Annotated in this window: 21 protein-coding genes; 9 read left to right on the plus strand and 12 right to left on the minus strand. The window is 34.8% G+C overall.

Features of this window, described 5'->3' with window-relative positions:
• Positions 1-20: 20 nt before the first annotated feature.
• The 5 genes from ACEN25_RS02920 to ACEN25_RS02940 form a co-directional block, all read right to left on the minus strand.
• A complete protein-coding gene (locus ACEN25_RS02920) occupies positions 21-1,877 on the minus strand; it encodes a DNA topoisomerase IV subunit B (protein WP_441801574.1) in 1,857 nt (618 codons plus the stop codon).
• Positions 1,878-1,992: 115 nt separating this feature from the next.
• Entirely contained in the window at positions 1,993-2,670 is a 678-nt protein-coding gene (locus tag ACEN25_RS02925; protein ID WP_441801575.1) for a DUF2461 domain-containing protein, read from the minus strand.
• A 159-nt stretch (positions 2,671-2,829) separates the two neighbouring features.
• A complete protein-coding gene (gene corA / locus ACEN25_RS02930; protein WP_441801576.1) occupies positions 2,830-3,936 on the minus strand; it encodes a magnesium/cobalt transporter CorA in 1,107 nt (368 codons plus the stop codon).
• A gap of 80 nt (positions 3,937-4,016) precedes the next feature.
• The gene (locus ACEN25_RS02935; protein ID WP_051621193.1) at positions 4,017-4,562 is read right to left on the minus strand and encodes a type 1 glutamine amidotransferase domain-containing protein; all 546 of its coding nucleotides are present in this window, start codon (positions 4,560-4,562) and stop codon (positions 4,017-4,019) included.
• Between the two features lie 146 nt (positions 4,563-4,708).
• Positions 4,709-5,494 carry a tRNA pseudouridine(38-40) synthase TruA gene (locus ACEN25_RS02940; protein ID WP_441801577.1) on the minus strand — a complete coding sequence of 262 codons (786 nt, stop codon included), beginning with the start codon at positions 5,492-5,494 and terminating at the stop codon, positions 4,709-4,711.
• A 121-nt stretch (positions 5,495-5,615) separates the two neighbouring features.
• Between ACEN25_RS02940 and epsC the strand changes: the two genes are divergently transcribed.
• From epsC to ACEN25_RS02955, 3 genes are read left to right on the plus strand one after another with little or no spacing between them, the layout of a single operon-like run.
• A complete protein-coding gene (gene epsC, locus ACEN25_RS02945; protein ID WP_441801578.1) occupies positions 5,616-6,410 on the plus strand; it encodes a serine O-acetyltransferase EpsC in 795 nt (264 codons plus the stop codon).
• Between the two features lie 23 nt (positions 6,411-6,433).
• Positions 6,434-7,318: a cysteine synthase CysM gene (gene cysM, locus ACEN25_RS02950; protein WP_441801579.1), complete on the plus strand. Its 885-nt coding sequence runs from the start codon at positions 6,434-6,436 to the stop codon at positions 7,316-7,318.
• The gene (locus tag ACEN25_RS02955) at positions 7,318-8,145 is read left to right on the plus strand and encodes a DUF1853 family protein (RefSeq protein ID WP_441801580.1); all 828 of its coding nucleotides are present in this window, start codon (positions 7,318-7,320) and stop codon (positions 8,143-8,145) included. The genes cysM and ACEN25_RS02955 overlap by 1 nt, the downstream gene beginning before the upstream one ends.
• Here ACEN25_RS02955 and ACEN25_RS02960 read toward each other — a convergent pair whose 3' ends face one another.
• Positions 8,146-8,610: a cold-shock protein gene (locus tag ACEN25_RS02960; protein WP_028375226.1), complete on the minus strand. Its 465-nt coding sequence runs from the start codon at positions 8,608-8,610 to the stop codon at positions 8,146-8,148.
• A gap of 408 nt (positions 8,611-9,018) precedes the next feature.
• Between ACEN25_RS02960 and ACEN25_RS02965 the strand changes: the two genes are divergently transcribed.
• From ACEN25_RS02965 to ACEN25_RS02975, 3 genes are read left to right on the plus strand one after another with little or no spacing between them, the layout of a single operon-like run.
• On the plus strand, positions 9,019-9,636 hold the full coding sequence (locus tag ACEN25_RS02965; RefSeq protein WP_441801581.1) for a hypothetical protein: 618 nt from the start codon (positions 9,019-9,021) through the stop codon (positions 9,634-9,636).
• 6 nt (positions 9,637-9,642) lie between these two features.
• On the plus strand, positions 9,643-10,278 hold the full coding sequence (locus tag ACEN25_RS02970; protein ID WP_441801582.1) for a hypothetical protein: 636 nt from the start codon (positions 9,643-9,645) through the stop codon (positions 10,276-10,278).
• Complete coding sequence (locus tag ACEN25_RS02975) at positions 10,279-10,935, plus strand: hypothetical protein (protein ID WP_441801583.1); 657 nt, start codon at positions 10,279-10,281, stop codon at positions 10,933-10,935.
• A gap of 2 nt (positions 10,936-10,937) precedes the next feature.
• Here the strand turns inward: ACEN25_RS02975 and ACEN25_RS02980 are convergent, their stop codons facing one another.
• From ACEN25_RS02980 to ACEN25_RS02995, 4 genes are all read right to left on the minus strand, one after another.
• Complete coding sequence (locus ACEN25_RS02980; protein WP_441801584.1) at positions 10,938-12,206, minus strand: MFS transporter; 1,269 nt, start codon at positions 12,204-12,206, stop codon at positions 10,938-10,940.
• Positions 12,207-12,302: 96 nt separating this feature from the next.
• Positions 12,303-12,908 carry a protein-tyrosine-phosphatase gene (locus ACEN25_RS02985; protein WP_441801585.1) on the minus strand — a complete coding sequence of 202 codons (606 nt, stop codon included), beginning with the start codon at positions 12,906-12,908 and terminating at the stop codon, positions 12,303-12,305.
• Positions 12,909-12,912: 4 nt separating this feature from the next.
• Positions 12,913-13,374, minus strand: a complete 462-nt coding sequence (locus ACEN25_RS02990) for a DUF6428 family protein (protein WP_441801586.1) — start codon at positions 13,372-13,374, stop codon at positions 12,913-12,915.
• A gap of 10 nt (positions 13,375-13,384) precedes the next feature.
• The gene (locus ACEN25_RS02995) at positions 13,385-13,720 is read right to left on the minus strand and encodes an ArsR/SmtB family transcription factor (RefSeq protein ID WP_441801587.1); all 336 of its coding nucleotides are present in this window, start codon (positions 13,718-13,720) and stop codon (positions 13,385-13,387) included.
• Between the two features lie 175 nt (positions 13,721-13,895).
• Here ACEN25_RS02995 and ACEN25_RS03000 point away from each other — a divergent pair, with 175 nt between their 5' ends.
• From ACEN25_RS03000 to ACEN25_RS03010, 3 genes are all read left to right on the plus strand, one after another.
• A complete protein-coding gene (locus ACEN25_RS03000; protein ID WP_441801588.1) occupies positions 13,896-14,366 on the plus strand; it encodes a ferritin-like domain-containing protein in 471 nt (156 codons plus the stop codon).
• 268 nt (positions 14,367-14,634) lie between these two features.
• Positions 14,635-15,825 carry a pyridoxal phosphate-dependent aminotransferase gene (locus ACEN25_RS03005; RefSeq protein ID WP_441801589.1) on the plus strand — a complete coding sequence of 397 codons (1,191 nt, stop codon included), beginning with the start codon at positions 14,635-14,637 and terminating at the stop codon, positions 15,823-15,825.
• 1 nt (position 15,826) lies between these two features.
• Positions 15,827-16,975 (plus strand): permease, encoded by a 1,149-nt coding sequence (locus ACEN25_RS03010; RefSeq protein ID WP_441801590.1) that lies wholly within the window; start codon positions 15,827-15,829, stop codon positions 16,973-16,975.
• Between the two features lie 149 nt (positions 16,976-17,124).
• Here ACEN25_RS03010 and ACEN25_RS03015 read toward each other — a convergent pair whose 3' ends face one another.
• Positions 17,125-19,584 carry a zinc-dependent metalloprotease gene (locus ACEN25_RS03015; protein WP_441801591.1) on the minus strand — a complete coding sequence of 820 codons (2,460 nt, stop codon included), beginning with the start codon at positions 19,582-19,584 and terminating at the stop codon, positions 17,125-17,127.
• 261 nt (positions 19,585-19,845) lie between these two features.
• Positions 19,846-20,844, minus strand: a complete 999-nt coding sequence (locus ACEN25_RS03020) for an MBL fold metallo-hydrolase (RefSeq protein WP_441801592.1) — start codon at positions 20,842-20,844, stop codon at positions 19,846-19,848.
• Between the last annotated feature and the right edge of the window lie 23 nt (positions 20,845-20,867).

The following is a 20,867-nucleotide window of genomic DNA, read 5'->3' on the forward strand; positions in this document are numbered from 1 at the left end:
CGTATTAGACTTTAGAATTCTTAATTTTCTAAAATCGGATCTAATTCTACTTTTAAGTTATTAATTATAAATTTCTGACGGTCTGGAGTATTTTTACCCATATAAAACTCAAGTAACTGTTCAATAGATACAGCCTCATCAAGCATTACCGGTGCTAATCGTATATTCTCGCCTATAAAATGTTTAAACTCGTCTGGAGAAATCTCCCCAAGACCTTTAAATCGGGTGATTTCAGGTTTGCCAGTTAATTCTTCTATTGCATCTCTACGCTCCTGCTCACTGTAACAATAGAAAGTTTTCTTTTTATTACGCACTCTAAAAAGGGGTGTCTCTAAAATATACAAATGCCCTTCTTTAATCAACTCGGGAAAAAACTGTAGAAAGAATGTAATAAGCAGCAATCGTATGTGCATCCCGTCAACATCTGCATCTGTAGCAATTACAATATTATTATACCGAAGGTCTTCCATAGACTCTTCAATATTTAATGCTGCCTGAAGCAGGTTAAATTCTTCATTCTCATACACAATTTTTTTGCTCATGTTATAAGAATTTAAAGGCTTCCCGCGTAAACTAAAAACGGCCTGCGTATTTACATCACGTGACTTTGTAATAGAACCAGATGCAGAATCACCCTCTGTAATAAACAACGTACTTTCAAGATTGCGTTCTTTTTTACTATCTGTTAAATGTACCCTGCAATCCCTTAGTTTTTTATTGTGTAAGCTTGCCTTTTTAGCCCGGTCTTTTGCGAGTTTTCTAATTCCCGAAAGCTCAGTGCGTTCCCGCTCTGCCTGCAATATTTTTCGTTGAATTTTATCTGCTGCTTCAGGATGCTTATGCAGATAATTATCAAGTTTTGTTTTTAAGAAATCATTGATGTAGGTACGTACCGTAGGTAACTCGCCTCCCATATCTGTAGAACCTAATTTTGTTTTTGTTTGTGATTCAAAAACCGGCTCCATCACCTTAATACTTACCGCAGAAACAATAGATTTTCTAATATCTGAAGCATCGTAATTTTTATTGTAAAATTCTCTAATAGTCTTGACTACAGCCTCTCTAAAAGCGGCCAAATGTGTACCACCCTGAGTCGTATTTTGACCATTTACAAAAGAGTGATATTCTTCTGAATACTGCGTACGACTGTGCGTCATTGCAACTTCAATATCATCACCTTTAAGGTGAATTATAGGATATAATGTGTCGCTTTCTGCAATGCGATCGCCTAATAAATCTTTAAGACCGTTTTCTGAATAAAATTTTTCCCCATTAAAAACAATTGTTAAGCCAGGATTTAGATATACATAATTTTTAAGCATACGCGAAACGTATTCGTTTCGGTATTTATAATTTTTAAAGATTGTTTCATCAGGTACAAAAGTCATTTTAGTACCTCTTCTACGCGATGTTTCTTCCAGAAATTCCTCGTTAACTAAATTTCCCTGAGAAAACTCTGCGGCAGCAGATTTACCATCACGTGAAGATTCTACTCTAAAATATTCTGATAGTGCATTAACGGCTTTTGTACCCACACCATTTAAACCCACCGATTTTTTAAAGGCTCTTGAGTCGTATTTACCACCGGTATTCATTTTAGACACCACATCTACGACTTTACCTAACGGAATACCTCTACCGTAATCGCGTATAATTACCCGGTTATTTTGAATACTTACTTCAATAGTTTTACCAGATCCCATAACAAACTCATCAATAGAGTTGTCTAAAACCTCTTTTAGAAGAATGTATATCCCGTCATCTGCACTAGAACCGTCTCCTAGTTTACCTATGTACATACCGGGACGCATACGTATATGCTCTTTCCAGTCGAGGGATCTAATATTATCTTCGGTATATTTAGTTTCTTCTGCCATAAAAATGAAGGGATGTTTGCTAATATAGGACTTCAAAAACGTATATAAAAGGTGAAAAAGTCAAAGTAATCAACAAAGTTTTTAAGAATTTAATATTCTATTGATTACCATAACCTTACAACACGCTTTCTCCATTTAAATCTGTGGTTAATACTTCACTCATATAATCAAAAAACGGAAGCAATAATTTGAAATGAGTAATTAGATTTTCCTGAAAATCTTCGGCTAAAACTTCTTCATTTGTGAATGCATGATTCACAAAGAAATTTTTATTGCGAATTAGGTCGATATTAGGATCTTCTTTACTAAAACCTTTTGGAGCTGTTTTTACCTGATCTTCGGTATTAAATCCGTTAAATGCTTTTTTGAAATTGGGCTGCTTTAAAATTGCACGTATGGGTTCTGCATCTAATTCAAACTCTTTGCGTATGCGTAATAAATCTGGAGATTCCGGACTAAAAAAACCACCTCCCATAAAAGTATTTCCCGGTGCCATTTGAAAATAATAACTGCCTCGACGTTGCACTCCTTCCCTACTGAAAATAACACTTCGATTTGTCTTATAAGGCATTTTATTTTTACTAAAACGTACGTCTCTATTAATTCTAAAGACTTTAGCACGTTCTATTTGATCAAATGTATTTAACCTATCCTTTGTAGAAGCACAAAATGCTTTAAACTCTTTTTCAAGTTTTAAGTACGTGCTTTTGTGAGCATCCATCCACTCTTTATTGTTATTTTCTTTTAATTCTTTAAGAAAATTAAAATAAGCTTCGGGTACTGTTTTTGACATTACGTTTTAAAATTTTTGAACTGAAGATTTTAATTTAGGCTCAAGTAATGAACTGTAATTAGGATCTCAAAATTACGGCATTTGAAGTAGTTTTGAATGCTATTTTTGTAAGAGATACTGGGTTTTATTAGACAGTTTATATACTTTAACTACAATTATTTACAACCACTTTTTCCTTTTAAAATAATAAAGTAGTCCTAGAAACACGAGAACCATCGCGCCCCACAAATAGAAATAACCATACTCTAAATGGAGTTCGGGTATATATTCAAAATTCATCCCATAAATACCTGCCATAAAGGTTAGCGGAATAAAAATACTCGCCATTATGGTAAGTACTTTCATCACTTCATTCATTTTATTGCTAATGGTTGTCATATACATATCCATAAGTCCCCAGGTCATCTCGCGGTAGATATCTATACTATCTGTCACTTGAGTTACATGATCATAAAGATCGCGTATATAGCTGATTGTTTTTTCATCAATTAAGGTGCTGTCTATTTTTTCAAGTCTGTTTACCACCTCCCTAAATGGAAATACGGCTTTACGTATACGCAGTACTTCGCGCTTTAATTCCTGAATATCCTGCGTAATATCTTGATCTGCGGTATTTGAAAATAAAATATCTTCAAGATCTTCTATGCGGTCACTCATTGCCTCTATAAGCGTAAAATAATGATCGACCACGGCATCCATTATCGCAAACATTAAATAATCTGAACCCGCATTGCGTACACGACCTTTTGAGTTGGCAATACGTTGCCTCAGGGAGTCAAATACATCACCATCTGCTTCCTGAAAGGTTATTAGGTAATTTTCACCTAGAACAAGGCTTATATGCTCGTTCATAAATACGCCCTGCTCATTGTAATACAACATTTTGAACACAATAAACAAATAATCAGGATATTCATCAATTTTAGGTCGTTGCTGCGTATCTACTATATCTTCAAGAATTAACGGGTGTAAATTATAATGCTTTCCCAATATTTCTATTTGATCTATTTGACTCAGTCCATTTACATTAATCCAGGATATTTCTCCTGCAACGTGCTTGTTAAATGCCTTGGAAACATCATTATAAACCTCATAACGATGTGTTTCCGGAGAATAATCAATCAATTCAATAGTAACGTGCTTTTGATCTTTAATACCAGTATAAGTAAGTGTTCCCGGTATGTCATTTTGTATTTTCCGGTGAGCGCCTCTTATTTTTGGCAGTTTAGGAAATTTGGGCTTTTTTAACTTTACGCGTTTAGACATTGTGCTTGATTAGGAAATTTAAAAATAGAAAAAGTCCATCAAAATGATGGACTTTTAAAAATTCTATATGCTACTATTAATTAAGCGTGTTGTAAATCGTGCTTACCTTCGTTAATCTCTTCAATTACCTTTGCATTAAATGCCGGTAAGTCATCAGGATTACGGCTTGTAACTAACGCTTCATCCACAACAACCTCCTGATCTACCCATAGTGCACCAGCATTTTCCAGATCTTTTTTAATAGAGCTAAAAGAGGTCATTGTACGACCCTCTACTACATCTGCACTAATTAAAAGTTGTGGCGCATGGCAGATTGCTGCTACAGGTTTTTTTTGTTTGAAGAAATCTCTGATGAAAATTAATGCATCTTCATTTCTTCGTAATTTATCAGGATTAATTACTCCACCCGGTAACACCAGTGCATTATAATCTTTTGCTGAAACTTCACTCAATGTTTTATCTACGTCATAATCATTAGACCAGTGGTCTGTATCCCAGGCCTTGATTGTACCAGCTTCTTCACTTATAATATGAACTTCAAATCCTTCTTTTTTCATTGCTTCAAGAGGTGACTTTAATTCACTTTCTTCAAATCCGTTAGTTGCTAAAATTGCTACCTTTTTCATAATATATGTTTTTTTGGTTCATTAAATTATTCATAGCAAATTTAGACAGGCATTCAATTAACCCGGGTTAATATGCCGTTAAAGCCTACGGTAAAAGGGTTAAGCTTTGTTAAGACAGCCTAACTTTAAGTTAATTTAAGTGAAGATTACTCTGAAAGTTTTACACTTTGCAAAATTAGCCCTGATGCCTGTGCTATATGCGTTAGCGTAAAAGGTTTTGACCCGTCAAGACTAAGTTTAAATTCATCTAGAGTCATTTTACCACTACCTAAATCAAAAAGAGACCCCATCATAAGGCGTACCTGATGTCTTTTAAACCCAGCCCCTACAACTTTAAATACATAAGAAGTCTCCGGAAAAAAATTAGCAGTATACAAGTTATTTACTTCAATTGAAGAAGAATTGATATGCATAAGTGTTTGTGTTTCTGGCGTAGATTTATAGGCGTAGTTACGATAATCGTGCTCCCCCTGCATTAAGAAAGCACCTTCCCGCATCAGATCTATGTCAAGATTGCCTTTTACATTTATCATAAAAGGGGCACAAAATGGATGATTTTTTGAACCGAACGAAAATATGTAGATATATTCCTTCAATTTTGGAGCCTGAATGATATTCACGCCATAATCCTTTTTTTCGATACCAAGCAATTTGATATCCTGCGGAAGGTTCTCATTAAATTCAGATAAAAATGTATCAAGATTTAATGGTGCTTCTTTTAAAATTAACTCAACATAGGTTTCATTTACTGAAACTTTAGAATCTGTACGCCCGGCCGCAATGAATTTAAAATTATTGCGACCTAATACATAACGTAACGTACGTTGCATCATTCGTTGAATGGTTAAAAGATCTGGTTGTTTTTGCCATCCGTGGTATCTAAAACCCAGATATTGAATTTTGAGGAGGTAGTAATAATCTTTATTAAACATGCTGTAAAAATAAAACTATTATCCAGAAGGGAATTTTCTTTTTATTTTAGGAGAAAATTCCTGACACGAACATCAAACTGTGCAAATAGTATTCTCTAAATTTGACAGTAACACATAAGCAATGGTAAACAAGAAAGAAATTGTAAATCAAATACGGGCGCATAAACAAAACGCCAACCTTAATTTTAAATTAAAGGAAGATGCACAGCGTTTTACAAAAGAATTATTTGCGACGTTATTCAATTTTCCTAATAATCTGGAAGAAGATTTAGATCGTCTGGAGCGATTATTTGAAGAGCTTGTAGAACTTGCCTGTTGGGAACTTGATAAAAAATGCAGTAAAGTCTGGGATGATTATGTGAGCGAACTTCCCGAAATACTAAGAAAACTTAACCTTGATGCTAAAGCGATTTATACTAATGACCCAGCCGCAGAAACTATTGAAGAAGTTTATCTTGCTTACCCCGGTTTTTATGCAATAGCAATCTATAGATTGAGTCACGCACTTTATAAAAAAGGTTTTCCTATTGTACCGCGCTTAATGACAGAATATGCACATCAGGTAACTGGTGTAGATATTAATCCGGGTGCAACTATAGGAGAACATTTTTTTATGGATCACGCTACCGGGATCGTAATTGGTGAAACCGCCGTAATTAAAGATCATGTTAAATTGTATCAAGGGGTTACTTTAGGAGCACTTAGTGTTTCTAAAGAACTGCAAGCAGTAAAACGTCATCCTACCATTGAGAATTATGTAACCATTTATGCTAATGCAACTATTCTGGGCGGTGAGACCATAATTGGAGAACATAGTTTAATAGGTGGAAACGTCTGGTTGACTAAATCTGTACCTCCATATTCGCTAGTTTCTCATAAACCCGAAATTCTGATTAGAGAACTCGAAAAGAAATAAATTCGGTATTTCAAAAATAAATTATGAATTATTCCATTGAACGCCTAATTGGCAATACTCCCCTTGTAGAATCTCGTGTTTTACAATCAAATCCAAAGGTTAAATTGCTTTTTAAACTTGAAGGTCAGAATCCCGGCGGAAGCGTAAAAGACAGAGCGGCTTTTAATATGATTACGAGCGCTATGCAACGGGGTGACATTAATAAAGACACAAAACTTATCGAAGCTACCAGTGGCAATACCGGCATTGCACTTGCTATGATAGCTTCTATGTACGGCCTACATTTAGAAATTGTTATGCCCGAAAATGCTACTAAAGAACGTGTACAAACAATGCGTGCCTACGGTACTAAGGTTATCTTAACTCCTAAAGAAATAGGTATTGAAGGTGCTCGCGATTTTGCTGAAGCTAAAGTGAAAAATGAAGGCTACTATATGTTCGATCAGTTTGCAAATCCTGATAATTGGAAAGCACATTATAAAACCACAGGACCAGAAATTTATAAAGATACTCAGGGTAAAGTAACCCACTTTGTTTCTTCAATGGGAACCACAGGTACTATAATGGGCACTTCAACCTATTTAAAAGAACAAAATAAAGACATTAAAATCGTAGGTGTACAACCTACAGATGACTCCAGCATTCCCGGTATACGTAAATGGCCACAAGAATATCTTCCTAAGATATTTGATGCCACAAAAGTTGATCAGGTACTAGAAGTAAGTGAAGCAGATGCCCGAATCATGGCAAAACGTCTTGCTGAAGAAGAAGGTATTTTTAGCGGAATGAGCAGCGGCGGCGCAACTGTTGCAGCACTAAGACTTTGCGAGCAGTTAGAGGAAGGTATCGTGGTTTCTATTATTTGTGACCGCGGTGATCGTTATCTTTCTTCAGACTTATTTGATTGATGCCTGAATTAAATAAGCTACAACTTCAATACAACGGATTTTTAAATACGGGTCAACTCTTGTTTACTCCGTTTGAATTTCCGTTTTCAAATTTTCAATTAAAAAATTTTTCAAAAACACTCCCTCATAATTTTAGAATGCCCGAGAACATACGTTTAGGCCAGCGTATGGAAGTTTTTATGAGCGCTGCCCTGACAAATGAGGATTATGCAATACATTCTAAAAATTTACAAATTATTGCAAACAAGCAAACGCTGGGAGAACTTGATTTTATATTAGAAGACCAAATTCAGAAAAAATTGATACATCTAGAAATGGTGTATAAATTTTATTTCTACAGACCAGAAATTGCTGGAGATTGGCGTGCTAAGCTTATAGGGCCTAATGCTAAAGATCAATTAGTTTATAAGCTTGATAAATTGGTTCAGCATCAGTTCCCTATTTTAAAAAACATCAATACACAGCTCTATTTGAAGGATTTAAACTTAATAAATCGCAAAATAGATCAACAAGTATATTTTAAAGCACAAATATTTACACCATTTGAATTTCAGTTAGAACAAGGTGATTCTCAAATTCAGAACTGCATAGCAGGAAATTATTTCACACAAGAGCAATTAAGCTTTTTCTCAAATAAAGAATGTACTTTTTATATTCCACCTAAAAACGATTGGGTAAGTAAACCTTCTGAAACCGAAAAATTTTTAAAGTACCAAAATTTTTACAAAAAAATAAGCGCTGTTCTAAAAGAACAACGCTCGTGTATGTTTTGGGTAAAAGATTGCAATACTAAAGTCTGTAATAGACATTTTGCAACCTGGTGGTAATTAAATTTTACTAACTCTTACAGCATTCATACCTTTTTGACCGCGCTCTAATTCATAAGCAACTTTGTCATTTTCATTAAGTTCGCCATCTAGAATTCCACTTACGTGAACAAAATATTTTTCTTGATTTTCGGTATCAATAATAAATCCGAAACCTTTAGAATGATCAAAAAAGGATACTTTACCTTTTCTAAATTTTGCTTCTTCAGCAGCTATCTTATCTTCTTCAGTAGTTTTAGGAACACTTATTTGTATGTCTTCTAATTCTACTTCTACTCGTAATGAAGGATCTGGTGGGGTATCAGTTAAGTTTCCATTATGATCAACATAAGCAATCATATCTTCAAAGTTACCGCCTACTGCATTTGCTTTACGCTCTTCTTTACGTTTTAATTTTTCTTCGCGTTTTTTAATACGCTTTTTCTCTCTTTCTGTCTTGCTATAAGTTTGTTGTGATTTAGCCATTATCTGTTTTAGGTGAATATATACTAGCTTAGATTGTTTTGTGAGGTAATGATACGTATGATATGAAGAATGGTAATTTATTTTACCTTTTTATATATCTGTCGTTATCAAGTAACTTCTTTAGCAGGAATGCCAAAAAATCTAAACTTCGGTAAAGGTACAAATTTAAAGTCATAATTTACAATTCTGCTAAGTCTCAATTAAATGTTTAACTAAATCAAATTTACACGGTTATAAAATTCATTTTAAATCAATAAATTAACGAATATTCCTACAAATGTAATTATAATACAAGTTAAATATGCTTATTTAAAGTTAAAAAACGTATTTATTTGCTTTTAAACGATAGATTTTCATTATGAATTGAAAAATATTAGTTAGTTTTACTTAGATCTTAATTAACAACAAATGAGAGCTTTTAATTTTTTAATTCTCTTTATTTTATTCTTCACAATGTTACATCCTGTATTTGCTCAACAAACAGCTATAGGAATAGGAACCGTAAATCCCAGAATGAAACTCGAAGTTGCAGGTGATGCGCGCATACGAACTGGTGTTACTATCGGTGTAATTGATAATTTACAGGATGAAGACACCTCTACTTTTTTAGTTCAGGAAGGAAACGCACGTATAAAATCTTTAGATGTAAGTAATCCTACAGGTGCTGCATTAGGATACATTCAAGTTTATGAGATATTTAATCCTAACGAAGATTGGGTTTACGATTTTGATACGCAGGTTAATGCTACAGATTTTGTATTGAACGCAATTTCGGCTTCTTATGATCGTGAATTAGATATAAACCGAAACGCAACTATTCCCTTCTATTCTGCCTTTATTCAAAATGGCACATGGCATATTAAGGCAGATTTCCCTGCTGCTAATAATAGATATCCTGCAGAAAAAGGAACGTGGACGATTACAACTCTTATTTACTCTAATGATTTGTCAAAACAGTTTGGTACTATAAATGTTTCAATGGCAGGCGGAACCACACAAACTGCTGCTAATCCTTTTATAAACTAGTTAACTATGAAAGAAAAATACTTTTTGATTCTTCTTTTTATACTAGGTAAAACGTTTGCACAGGTAGGTATTGGTACCACTACGCCCCTTGCAGACTTGCATGTTGCAGGTTCTGTCGTTGTACAGGAAAATTTTAAAACTAATGTTCTCCCTACCGTAACCGCAACAGACGAAGATTTTAAACTACTTACACGCCGTACTAACTCAACACCTGTAACGGGTGAGATCACCCGGCTTAATGTAGATGAACTTACGGTGGCACCTATGAATATCTTTAAATACCGGTTTGAAAATCTGAGTTACGATAACTTAATAGATATAGATATAAGTTTTGAAACCGATAAATACATTGTAGGTATTGCAGACTTTAGATATATAGGTGCTCCTGTCATAAAACTACCCATAACTACAAATCTTGATTCTATAGGAGCGTTTGTAGTTCGCGTTTTTGAAAGTAATGGTACCTGGCACTTAGAAATAAGAAACAGATATTTAGATACTGTTGTAGAATCTAATGCTGTGGCTTATGAATTTACCCTAATTGTTTATGACACCTCATTTTATCGCAAATTACCAGTTATTCGCACAGACCTTAATGGCAGTAACACAGGTACAGCTATCACAATACCAGACCTATACTAAATGAATAAATACATTTTACATCCTCTTTTTATTGTATTTATAAACCTTTTTAGCATTCAGGCTCAGGTAGGTATAAATACAGATACTCCTACGGCATTATTAGATGTAGATGGTACAGCGATTATAGATGAAAAGCTCTATTTAGAAAACCCGGGAAACTCAACACAAATACGCGGATCTAAGCTTATAATTGAAAGAACAGATAATTCAATTGTTCAGTATGATATATCAGTAAGTAAATATGGTCCTATTAATTATGCTGAATTGGTTTTCAGCAATACTTCGCGATTTGGTATTACAGATTATAATACAAAAATAAGTACAGACGATTATATACTTTCGGTACAGGGATATTATTTTGTAGAACACGGTACCGGCTCTACTAGCGTGATTACCGCAAGCGGAACCGTAAATAACATTGTTGAAGGCTATCAGGTTTATGCCTATAAAAATGCGTTAGATAAAAAATGGTATATTAAATGCTTTATAAATAATGGGGGAATCTTTAGAACTTCAGCAAACCCGGTTACTACTATAGATTTACACATGAATATAATCATATTTAGAAAAGGTTTACTAGCTAAAGAAGTGCCCGGCTTTACGGTTAACGTAAATAAGAATACTGTAGGTACTTTACCGAAGCCTGCCGGATTTTAAATTCAATTTTGAGTATCGTGTTCTTGCAGATCTTTCCGAAGGTCTAATTTTCTGAATTTAGGTGAAATAATCCCTGTAAAAACAACTGTAATTAGCGTCATACTTCCTCCAAAGACTACAGCAGTTACCGTTCCCATTAGTTTTGCCGTAAGACCGCTTTCAAAAGCTCCCAGTTCATTAGAACTACCTACAAACATAGAATTTACTGAAGCTACCCGCCCCCGCATCGAGTCTGGTGTTCTAAGTTGTAAAATGGTTTGCCGTATAATCATAGAAATACCATCTGTAACACCACTCATAAATAAGGCCGCCACAGAGAGCCAGAATGTTGTAGATAATCCAAATACGATTATACAAACGCCAAAACCAAAAATCGCAGCTAATAATTTTAAGCCGGCTTTTTTATACAATGGAAAATATGCCGAAGTAAACATAGTAATCAGTGCTCCCACGGCAGGAGCCGCACGTAAAATTCCAAAACCCTCCGGACCCACTTTTAAAACATCCTGCGCATAAATAGGAAGTAAAGCAACTGCCCCTCCAAAAAGAACGGCCACCATATCTAAACTCAACGCTCCTAAAACTGCTTTGCTATTGCGTACAAATTGAATTCCCTCTTTTAAGCTTTTTAAAATAGGCTCACCAATGTTAGGATTTAATATGGGTTTTTTCTTAATCTGAGACAAACAGATTAGAGCGAATAAAGAAAAACCAAATATCAAACACATAGACCAGTGAACTCCCAGCCAGTTTATCGCAAAACCTCCCAAAGCAGGACCCAGAACAGCTCCCATTTGCCAGACACTACTACTCCACGTGGCTGCATTAGGGTAAACTTTTTTAGGAACTACCAGAGAAAACAGTGAGAAAATAGTGGGTCCCAGAAAGGCGCGTACTACACCACCTAAAAAAACTAAAAAATAGATACAGTTTAAGGTTACATTAGTAGAAATCGAAGCTGTAAATTGTGGCCAGGTTAATAAAAACAGACCAATACTTATTACCGAAAAACCTAATAGGCATTTAAAAAGTAGATTTCTTTTTTCATTTTGATCTACAATATGTCCTGCAAATAAAGCTAAAGAAACAGCAGGAATAACTTCCATTAAACCTATAATACCTAGAGATAACGGATTTTTAGTAATACTATAAACTTCCCACTCGATCACTACAAATTGCATAGACCAGGCAAATACCATAGCAAAGCGAACGAGTAAAAAAATATTGAACTCTTTGTATTGTAATGCCGCGTAGGGATCATTTTTAGCCATAAACCTATTTTATGACGCAAATATACCTTTAAGTAGCTCCTCAATGTAAAAAAGCTGATTGTAAAATCAGCTTTTTGTATGGAAATACAAATATTATCAGGTATTTAAAGTACTAAATATGTACTTCATTTCTGTAGCAATTTGTTTGCTTCTAGCGGCATATACCTCTTCTTCTTGCGTTGTACCATCAGAAATCTTTGGATCATCATATCGCAATGGTAAACGTTTTTCTGCACCCGGAATGAAGGGACAGTTTTCATCTGCATCAGCGCATGTCATCAACGCCGCAAAACCAGTTTGTGGATTTGTAGCATCATCAAATAACTTTGACCATGCTTTAATTGAGGGCTTATATGAATCAAATGTGAAGGTATACACTGGATTTAAAAATCCTTCTTTTACCACTTCAAAACCAGCCTTTTTCAACGCGTGAACAGCTGTCTCATTAAATGCTGTCACCTCTACTCCACCAGAAAATGCCTCTAAAAAAACGTCATAATACACACTTATAGTTTGCGCCCAAATTTGAGCCAGTTGACTACGTCTTGAATTGTGGGTGCAAATAAAATGAAGTTTTACAGGCGTGCTTCTTTCAATTTTTGATTGTATGTAATTTTTTACTATATCTAAAGTCGATCTACGTTCATTGCTTAGTGTAGCAATGTCGAGATCCTTTATGTATTTATTAAGTAAACTATTCATAATACTAACAACATCCATTACCGGGAATACAAGGGTCTGAAGCTGCTTTAATAAGCGGAGTGGTTTGACGCTCATCAATACCACAGGCATCCTTTGCCAGGCAATCTGTTAGTTGCGCTGTCAATGTAAAATACTTACCGTTATGTCCTAGATTATAAATATTAATGGTTTCGCCTTGATACTCAACTTCCACCTCAAGATCGGGCAGTTGCAATTCGCGCTCAGAAAGCGTTAATATTTCAACTAATTTTTCAGGATGTAACCTGTGATTGTAATCATTAGCAGACCATAACTGTAATACAATGGTCTCTTTAATTCGTTTTTGACCCCCACAGTCAATAAAACGTTTAGAACTTAATCCTACTTCGGTAACATGAAAGTGACTGGGCACAAGTTTTCCGTTAGGCAATTCAAAACCTATTTTTAAGGCTTTAGATGCATTTTTTTTAAGTTCAGATAATAACATAATTAGTGATTTAGCAGCAATCAGATTGCTCATTAATTTCATTCAGTTCAAATAAATCTTTAAACTTTTCAGAGAAAAATTTTAAAGTTTCTTGATTCAGACAGTAACAAACACGCACCCCTTCTATTGTTCCTTTAATCAGATTTACCTTTTTAAGTTCTTTTAAATGTTGCGATATGGTGGGTTGGGCAAGTCCTAATTGATTTACCAAATCACCACAAATACAGGTCTTAGATTTAAAAAGTTCCTGAAGAATAGCAATACGTGCCGGGTGCGCAAGCGCTTTTGCATACAGCGCCATTTCATTCTGATATTCAGTAAATAAAATTTCTTTTGTAAGTCCCATATACTATTTATCGTAATATTACGATAAATAAAAATTACAACTTCTTATTTGATCATATTTCTATGTTAACCTATTGTAAAATCTATAAAACTTAGAGATGTTAAGGGTAACTTTACAAGATAATTAATTGAATATGCCAGCTTTTACAAGCTAGTTGCCTTAATAAAGTATACCTATGGAATCTGACAAGCAAATAACTCACAACGAATTAACCGAAAGTTTACAAAGATTATTAGTTAAAAATTATGACGCTGAAAAGGATTTTATTAGAGCTATGCAGCATTTAGAACACCCGGCTCTAAGAGGTTTTATGCAACGCCAGGCAGCTAAACGAAGTGGTTTTGCAACAGAATTAGATCGTGAATTACATAATCTTAATGAAACTCCAAAATCCAGCGGTACAGTCGTAGCAGATTTACACCGTACCTGGATAGAATTAAAAAACGCTATACTAGAAGCAGACGTTTCTACAGTTCTTGAAGAATGCTTAAGAGGTGAAAAAAATAGTGCACACGAGTATGAGACTGTATTACAATCTCATGAATTCCCTCAACATATACGCACAGTAATTAACAATCAACTCTCAAGAATTTACCGAACAATCGAAGATTTACAGCAGTTGGAAGATATTACAAAACTGCAGTAATATAGTTCCCTATTTAAACAAATGCCTTTAATTCAGAGAATTAAAGGCATTTGTTTTTTATACACCCCAAAATCGTGATATTACTACAATCAGGTTGCAGAAATAGCACTATAATGTCTATAATACAGAGATTACATTATCATATTCTCACTGTAATGTTAATTTTATAGCATAAACAATAAATATAATTCAATTTTTACGAATTTAGCTTAGCAATCGTTTTGGTGTTTTTCTAATTTTAAAGGATTACTTATAAATAAAAATTTATATGAATTCTTCAGATCTTCCAAGACGCGATTGGCTTAAAAAAATTACATTTTCTATGGGTGCATTAGCCCTTGCTCCTACCGCCTTATGGGCAAATGCAGTAGAAAATGCTCAGGCTAATAATCAAAAATTTATTTACAAGAATCCGGTTTTTGATGAATTTACACCTCCTAAATTTCCTGACTTAAGCACAGTAAATGCACGCTTAGTATGGAATGAAAATCCATATGGGCCTTCAAAGTTAGCGGCAAAAGCTTTTCAGGATGCCGTTTGGGATGGTAATCATTACTCGTGGTCTTCGCTAAATAATCTAGTAAATAAAATTGCTACGTATGAAGGCGTTAGTACAGACCAAATTATGATGGGGCCGGGTTCTTCAGATTTATTAGAGAAAACAGCCCTGGTGTTATTTCAAAATGGCGGCAATGTTGTAAGCGCAGATCCTAGTTATATGTCTTTAGTAAGCGTTGCCAAAGCTGCCGGCGGCTCCTGGAAACCTATAAAGCTTACCGCTGATTATCAACACGACTTAGCGGCTATGGAAGCAGCTATTGATGAAGATACAAAACTTGTTTACATCACAAACCCTAACAATCCTACCGCAACCTTAACAGATACTGTCAAGCTAAAAGATTTTTGCAGTAGAGTGTCTGAGAAAGTCCCTGTTTTTGTAGATGAAGCTTATTTAGAACTGGCTCCTGAGGGATTAGATGCGAGTATGTCATCGCTTGTTGCAGCAGGTAAAAATGTATTTGTAACCCGTACTTTTTCTAAAATTCATGGCATGGCCGGGTTACGTATGGGCTATATGCTGGGCAAAAAAGATTCTCTGGCAGCTATAAATGAAATCACACGTGGAGGTATGGGAATCGCAGGACCTACAATTGCAGCTGCTTCTGCCAGCATGGATGATACCGAATATCTAAACATGTGTAAAACTAAAATTAAAGAAGCGCGCGATTATACAACTGCATATCTTGACAAAAGAGGTTTTGAGTACATGCCCTCATCAACAAACTTTATAATTTTTCCTATAGAAATGGATGGTGATGCTTTTTTAGAACAAATCTATGAACGTAAAGTTGTTGTTAGAGCTTTTAAATTTTGGAATCAAAACTGGTGTCGCGTGAGTATGGGTACAATGGAAGAAATGGAATACTTCACCAATGCTATAGATGAAATATTAGTTTAAAATGGATGTTAAACTTCAGAAAACATTTCTATTCCTGGTTTTTATAGCTTTAGGTTTACTACTGAAGTTTAAAATTAAAGGAAAGCAAGAGTTGGCAGGTATTAAAATGATTATTCTTAATCTCGCCTTACCGGCAACCATATTTATTGCTCTTTTAAGTATACAGGTAGAAGCCTCTTTGCTGATTTTGCCCATAATTGCTTTACTAATAAATGTAGTATTACTTTTTATTACTCCGCTCGTATTACCGGTTTTGGCGATTAGAAAGAATACCCCAAATTACCGCAGTGCACACCTCCTATTACCTTCGTTAGCGCCTGGCTTAAGTTGTTTTCCATTTATATTAGAGTATCTGGGTGAAGAATATTTAGCTAAGGCAGCTATGGCAGATTTAGGAAACAAGTTATTTGTTCTTCTTATTTTATATTTAGTAGCTATGCGGTGGCATTACAAAACACAAGGTATTACCGGTAAATCAAAAGTTTCAAAATTTAAAAATCTATGCCTTGCAATGATTTCAGAACCTGTAAATGTTTTAATCGTTGCCGCTTTAATTTTGCTTTGCACAGGATTTAATTTAACCAGTCTACCCTATTTAATAAGTGAAAGCTTTAGTAGATTAAGTATCTTAATGACTCCTTTAGTATTACTATTTATAGGACTTTCTGTGAATGTAAAACGAAGTCAGTTTTTTGAAATTGCTTCTTTACTTCTAGTGCGAGCGGGAGTAGTTATTTTTCTATGTGTAGGAATAATTTTGATTACTGAAATAGAATTGTCTCAAGATCGCCTGTTATTACTTGCATTTGGATTGAGCGCCTGTAGTTTCTGGCCATTCGCGCATATTGCAGCCGTTGATAAATATGAGAAAAAAGTTGCTGAAGGCAGCAAAACCTTCAATCAAAATTATGCTATTAGCATACTAGCCATTTCGTTTCCACTTTCAGTCGTTTTAATATTAGGCATTTTAACTGCGGGAAATCAATTTGCAGATATAACAACGCTGGTTTTACTGGCATCTTTACTTTTACTGTTGGGTTTTGTCTACCCCTTAATTTTAAAATTTTCAAAAGTAAATCGTAATCAAAAAGAAGAAATAATTCACGAAATAGAAGGTTCTTATACGCTAAGGCAAGTATCAGACAACTAATACTGTTTCATTTAAATCTATCTAGTTAATGAACACAAGAAAGAATAAAAGTGTTTTTTATTTATCAATTAATAATTTAGATTAGAAAGTTTATAAAACAAAAAAGACCGGCTATAACGCCGGTCTTTTTAATTAAAACATATAAAATACTATCGAGGATCTAAAATTAAATCGATACGCTCTTTTAAATCTTGTAAGTGATATCTGCTTAAAGTATCTCCAGAACGTGTTGCTGCAGTTGTAACAAGACGTTTTAAAGTATTTAACTCTGCACGGGAAACAGCTCTAATATCTGACTGGCTCACTTTAACGTCTGTAGCATTACGGCCGCTCTGATCTTTAGTCAATAAATATTCTAAACGCTCTACATAAGCACGCTGTAAATTACGACGGTAAGTATCTATTTTCTTGCCATTTGTAAGTTCACTGAAGATACCCGTACGTAAGTCTGTCATCATTTGCGTTAATGTATACGCATCTTTACCATTAAGCGCTTCATTTTCAATCATACGCCCCATACGGCCAAAATCAAGAACATTGTCTAAAGTACGTACCTGAGTCGCTCGTATACGCTCAATATTTCCGTCGTGTTCAATTCGGTTTAAAATCTCAGTATCTATCATCCACTCCGGAGTTGTAAATAACTGATCCTGTAAAAACTGTAGACTTTCCTTTTGACGCTCTTTAGGAACTGGCATATAAACAACACCATCCTGATCATAAGTCTTATAGTATTCATAAACACCACCTATATTATTAGAAACGTGCCCCATATAGCGGTTGTATTGTGCTAAAACCTGCCCGTATAACGTACCTAAATCTTCATAATTTTTACCGTCTTCTGCAGTCCACTCTATTAAATTAGGAATAATACGTTTTAGATTTGCAATACCATAATTACTTGCTTTTATAGCATCATCGCCAAGGTCTTCAGTTTGAGAGCTAGGGTCGACAACTTCGCGTTGCTGAGAACCAAAACGGTACATAGGATCACCTGCGTGTTCTAAAATCCACTGATCAAGAATAGGTTTTTCTGCCTTTTCTTTTTTATTTAAAATAGGTCTGTAACCCCAGTTAATCGCATATTTATCATAAATACCTATGTTAGGCATCATAGAAACGCCTTCATCACCTGGTTGTGCTATATAATTAAATCGTGCATAATCCATAATTGACGGAGCGGTACCATATTTTTCAGTAAAACTTTTTGATCTTAATGAATCTACAGGATATGCTACACTGCTTCCCATATTGTGAGGTAAACCTAAGGTATGTCCTACTTCGTGAGAAGATACAAAACGAATTAAACGTCCCATAATCTCATCTTTAAATGCTACGCCACGTGCATCAGGATTAATTGCTGCTGTTTGTACAAAATACCAGTTACGCAATAAAGTCATTACGTTATGGTACCAGTTGATATCAGATTCTAAAATCTCTCCACTACGCGGATCACTTACGTGAGGACCGTTTGCATTAGGAATAGGAGAAGCTAAATAGCGCACTACAGAAAAACGAATATCTTCTGGAGACCATTCTGGATCTTCTTCTACACTAGGGGCTTCTTTAGCTATAATTGCATTTTTAAAACCTGCTGCTTCAAAAGCAACCTGCCAATCTTCAATACCTTGTTTAATATAAGGAACCCATTGTTTTGGAGTTGCACGGTCTACATAATAAACAATTTGTTTTTTTGGTTCAACCAGTTCGCCTGCATTAAACTTAGCAACATCTTCTGGCTTTACTTCTAATCTCCAACGGTCTAAATAACGTACTGTTTTACTCTCCTGAGCATCAAGACCATAATCTACCTGACCTCTAGCAAACCAGCCTACGCGCTCATCAAAATAGCGTCTTTCCATAGGTACTTTAGGTAGAAGAACCATACTGTTATTCATCTCAACGGTAATAGAACCTAAGCTACCATTACTAGGTGCATTTTTTGCATTGTAAGTTTTAACGTGTCTTGCTTCAATATTCAGTGGATAACTTTTAAGACTTTCGATATAGCTTCGGTCTTTATCTACATTAGAAACCTTAAACTGCTCTCTATAATATCCCGGCATCCCTAATGCCTGTACGTCTGTATTGTACAAATCATTTACCTGAATTACAGTTTTAGTAGAATCTTTACTAATTGCTTTAATATCAAATGAGAAAAGAACCGGTTCAAAATTTGAATTGGTTACAGCTTCATGAATTGGTAAGGAATCTACAGCAAAAATCTGATGAGAAACTACGCGTACCAATACTTTCTTATCTTTTTTCTCCCAGCGTAAGACTTCAGTATTTGCCTTTCCACCACCAAAACCAATACCTGAAGCGGTTTTAGCGATTCGGCTTACCATAAGCATCTCGCGATTAAAAAGACTGTCTGCAATCTCGTAGAAATAATCATCATCTACTTTGTGAACTGTGAAAAGACCTGCATCTGAAATAGCATCTTTTGTAATTACTTTGTCATACGGTTTGAGTCCTCCTTTTGGTTTTTCAGACTTTTCTGAGGCTGCGGCTGCAGCTCCCTTTTTTGTCTGTTTAGTACTTGCACAAGAAACTACCGTCATCATTGCAAACGTAAAGGCTGCAATAGGGTAAAGTTTTATCTTCATAGTTAATTTTTTAGTTGCGACAATTTAAAACTCCTTAAACAAAAACGCTGTTAAGAAGTTCTTAACAGCGTTTGTTAAAATTTAATAAAACGTCTAAAATATAGTAATTACAAGCTGTTAGCCTCCTAATAAATTATCTTATTCTTTTCCTTTTTAAATTTTTGTTACAGATTATATAAAGAAATAGTATCAGTTTACATTAAAATCAAGGTTATAAAATGCATACTTTGGTAAAAAAAACTGTCGGTATGTTAATTTACCTTAATTGTTTTTTTCAATTTCTGATTTTAATTCTTGTATTTTTTCAAGGACTTTGGGTTTTAAATTGGTATTAAAATATTGGTTCAGATTTTCATTACCCTTAATAAGGGGATTTTTATCACCAGTAGCATTTGATCTTAAAGTTTCCATGTCTTTTACAAGTCCTATGTTAAAAGGATGGTTGGATAAATTTACATCTGCTTGAGCTTTGTTGGCTGCGTCCTGAAACATATTAAGGGAGTTAAGGTAATTCTGATTAGCCTCTAAGGTTTTAGGTAAACCTGTGCCTCCCCATAATGCAACTGTATGTTTCTCTCCCTGCTCTTCTACCGAAAATAGTAACGACAGTCCACCGGGTGCATGACCTGGAGTAAGATAAACGGTTATCGATTTATCACCTAAACTAATGTTCTCACCATTTTTAACCTCAGTATATTGTTTAGGAACTTCAAGTTCACTAGATAAATTTCCAAAAGGATCAGTTAATACTTCAGCATCGTTACTATGCAAACCTTCCCAGGCTGTTTTGCTCATTAGTACTTCAGAACCGTAGTTTTTTTCAAAGAAACGTGCTCCCCCATAATGGTCTGAATGCTCATGGGTTATTAGAATCTTTTTCACCTGTGCAGGATCAAAACCTAACTCCTTAATACCCGGAACAATCACAGTTTCTGCATCATTTTGATTCCACATACTGTCTATTAAAATAAGACCATCTGTTGTATTAATTAAAAACACACCCACACCCATGTAACCTATGTAATAGACATTATCAAAAAGTTGTGTAGGTTTTAAAATTTCTGTGCTAAAAAGATCGCTGTTGCGCATTCCCTGAGGAACTTTTTCTAGTCGCTCTTTGGCTTTTTCAGTAAGTGAGTCTAAAGCACTTTTTTCAAGGTTTAAAACTTCCGTGTTTTCCTTATTTTTTTCGCTATTCTGGCAACTACTAAAAGTAATTAAAAGCAGGATTGCTGTAGATTTTAAAAATATAGATTTCATTGGTTGTAGGTTAGGGTTATCTA

Origin of the sequence: Leeuwenhoekiella sp. W20_SRS_FM14 (assembly GCF_052119605.1) — a bacterium.
Taxonomy (GTDB): domain Bacteria; phylum Bacteroidota; class Bacteroidia; order Flavobacteriales; family Flavobacteriaceae; genus Leeuwenhoekiella.

Bases quoted from the DNA above. Each gene is read 5' to 3' on its own strand.
- ACEN25_RS02920 (WP_441801574.1), bottom strand. From the start codon at position 1,877: ATGGCAGAAGAAACTAAATATACCGAAGATAATATTAGATCCCTCGAC.
- ACEN25_RS02925 (WP_441801575.1), bottom strand. From the start codon at position 2,670: ATGTCAAAAACAGTACCCGAAGCTTATTTTAATTTTCTTAAAGAATTA.
- corA (WP_441801576.1), bottom strand. From the start codon at position 3,936: ATGTCTAAACGCGTAAAGTTAAAAAAGCCCAAATTTCCTAAACTGCCA.
- ACEN25_RS02935 (WP_051621193.1), bottom strand. From the start codon at position 4,562: ATGAAAAAGGTAGCAATTTTAGCAACTAACGGATTTGAAGAAAGTGAA.
- ACEN25_RS02940 (WP_441801577.1), bottom strand. From the start codon at position 5,494: ATGTTTAATAAAGATTATTACTACCTCCTCAAAATTCAATATCTGGGT.
- epsC (WP_441801578.1), top strand. From the start codon at position 5,616: ATGGTAAACAAGAAAGAAATTGTAAATCAAATACGGGCGCATAAACAA.
- cysM (WP_441801579.1), top strand. From the start codon at position 6,434: ATGAATTATTCCATTGAACGCCTAATTGGCAATACTCCCCTTGTAGAA.
- ACEN25_RS02955 (WP_441801580.1), top strand. From the start codon at position 7,318: ATGCCTGAATTAAATAAGCTACAACTTCAATACAACGGATTTTTAAAT.
- ACEN25_RS02960 (WP_028375226.1), bottom strand. From the start codon at position 8,610: ATGGCTAAATCACAACAAACTTATAGCAAGACAGAAAGAGAGAAAAAG.
- ACEN25_RS02965 (WP_441801581.1), top strand. From the start codon at position 9,019: ATGAGAGCTTTTAATTTTTTAATTCTCTTTATTTTATTCTTCACAATG.
- ACEN25_RS02970 (WP_441801582.1), top strand. From the start codon at position 9,643: ATGAAAGAAAAATACTTTTTGATTCTTCTTTTTATACTAGGTAAAACG.
- ACEN25_RS02975 (WP_441801583.1), top strand. From the start codon at position 10,279: ATGAATAAATACATTTTACATCCTCTTTTTATTGTATTTATAAACCTT.
- ACEN25_RS02980 (WP_441801584.1), bottom strand. From the start codon at position 12,206: ATGGCTAAAAATGATCCCTACGCGGCATTACAATACAAAGAGTTCAAT.
- ACEN25_RS02985 (WP_441801585.1), bottom strand. From the start codon at position 12,908: ATGAATAGTTTACTTAATAAATACATAAAGGATCTCGACATTGCTACA.
- ACEN25_RS02990 (WP_441801586.1), bottom strand. From the start codon at position 13,374: ATGTTATTATCTGAACTTAAAAAAAATGCATCTAAAGCCTTAAAAATA.
- ACEN25_RS02995 (WP_441801587.1), bottom strand. From the start codon at position 13,720: ATGGGACTTACAAAAGAAATTTTATTTACTGAATATCAGAATGAAATG.
- ACEN25_RS03000 (WP_441801588.1), top strand. From the start codon at position 13,896: ATGGAATCTGACAAGCAAATAACTCACAACGAATTAACCGAAAGTTTA.
- ACEN25_RS03005 (WP_441801589.1), top strand. From the start codon at position 14,635: ATGAATTCTTCAGATCTTCCAAGACGCGATTGGCTTAAAAAAATTACA.
- ACEN25_RS03010 (WP_441801590.1), top strand. From the start codon at position 15,827: ATGGATGTTAAACTTCAGAAAACATTTCTATTCCTGGTTTTTATAGCT.
- ACEN25_RS03015 (WP_441801591.1), bottom strand. From the start codon at position 19,584: ATGAAGATAAAACTTTACCCTATTGCAGCCTTTACGTTTGCAATGATG.
- ACEN25_RS03020 (WP_441801592.1), bottom strand. From the start codon at position 20,844: ATGAAATCTATATTTTTAAAATCTACAGCAATCCTGCTTTTAATTACT.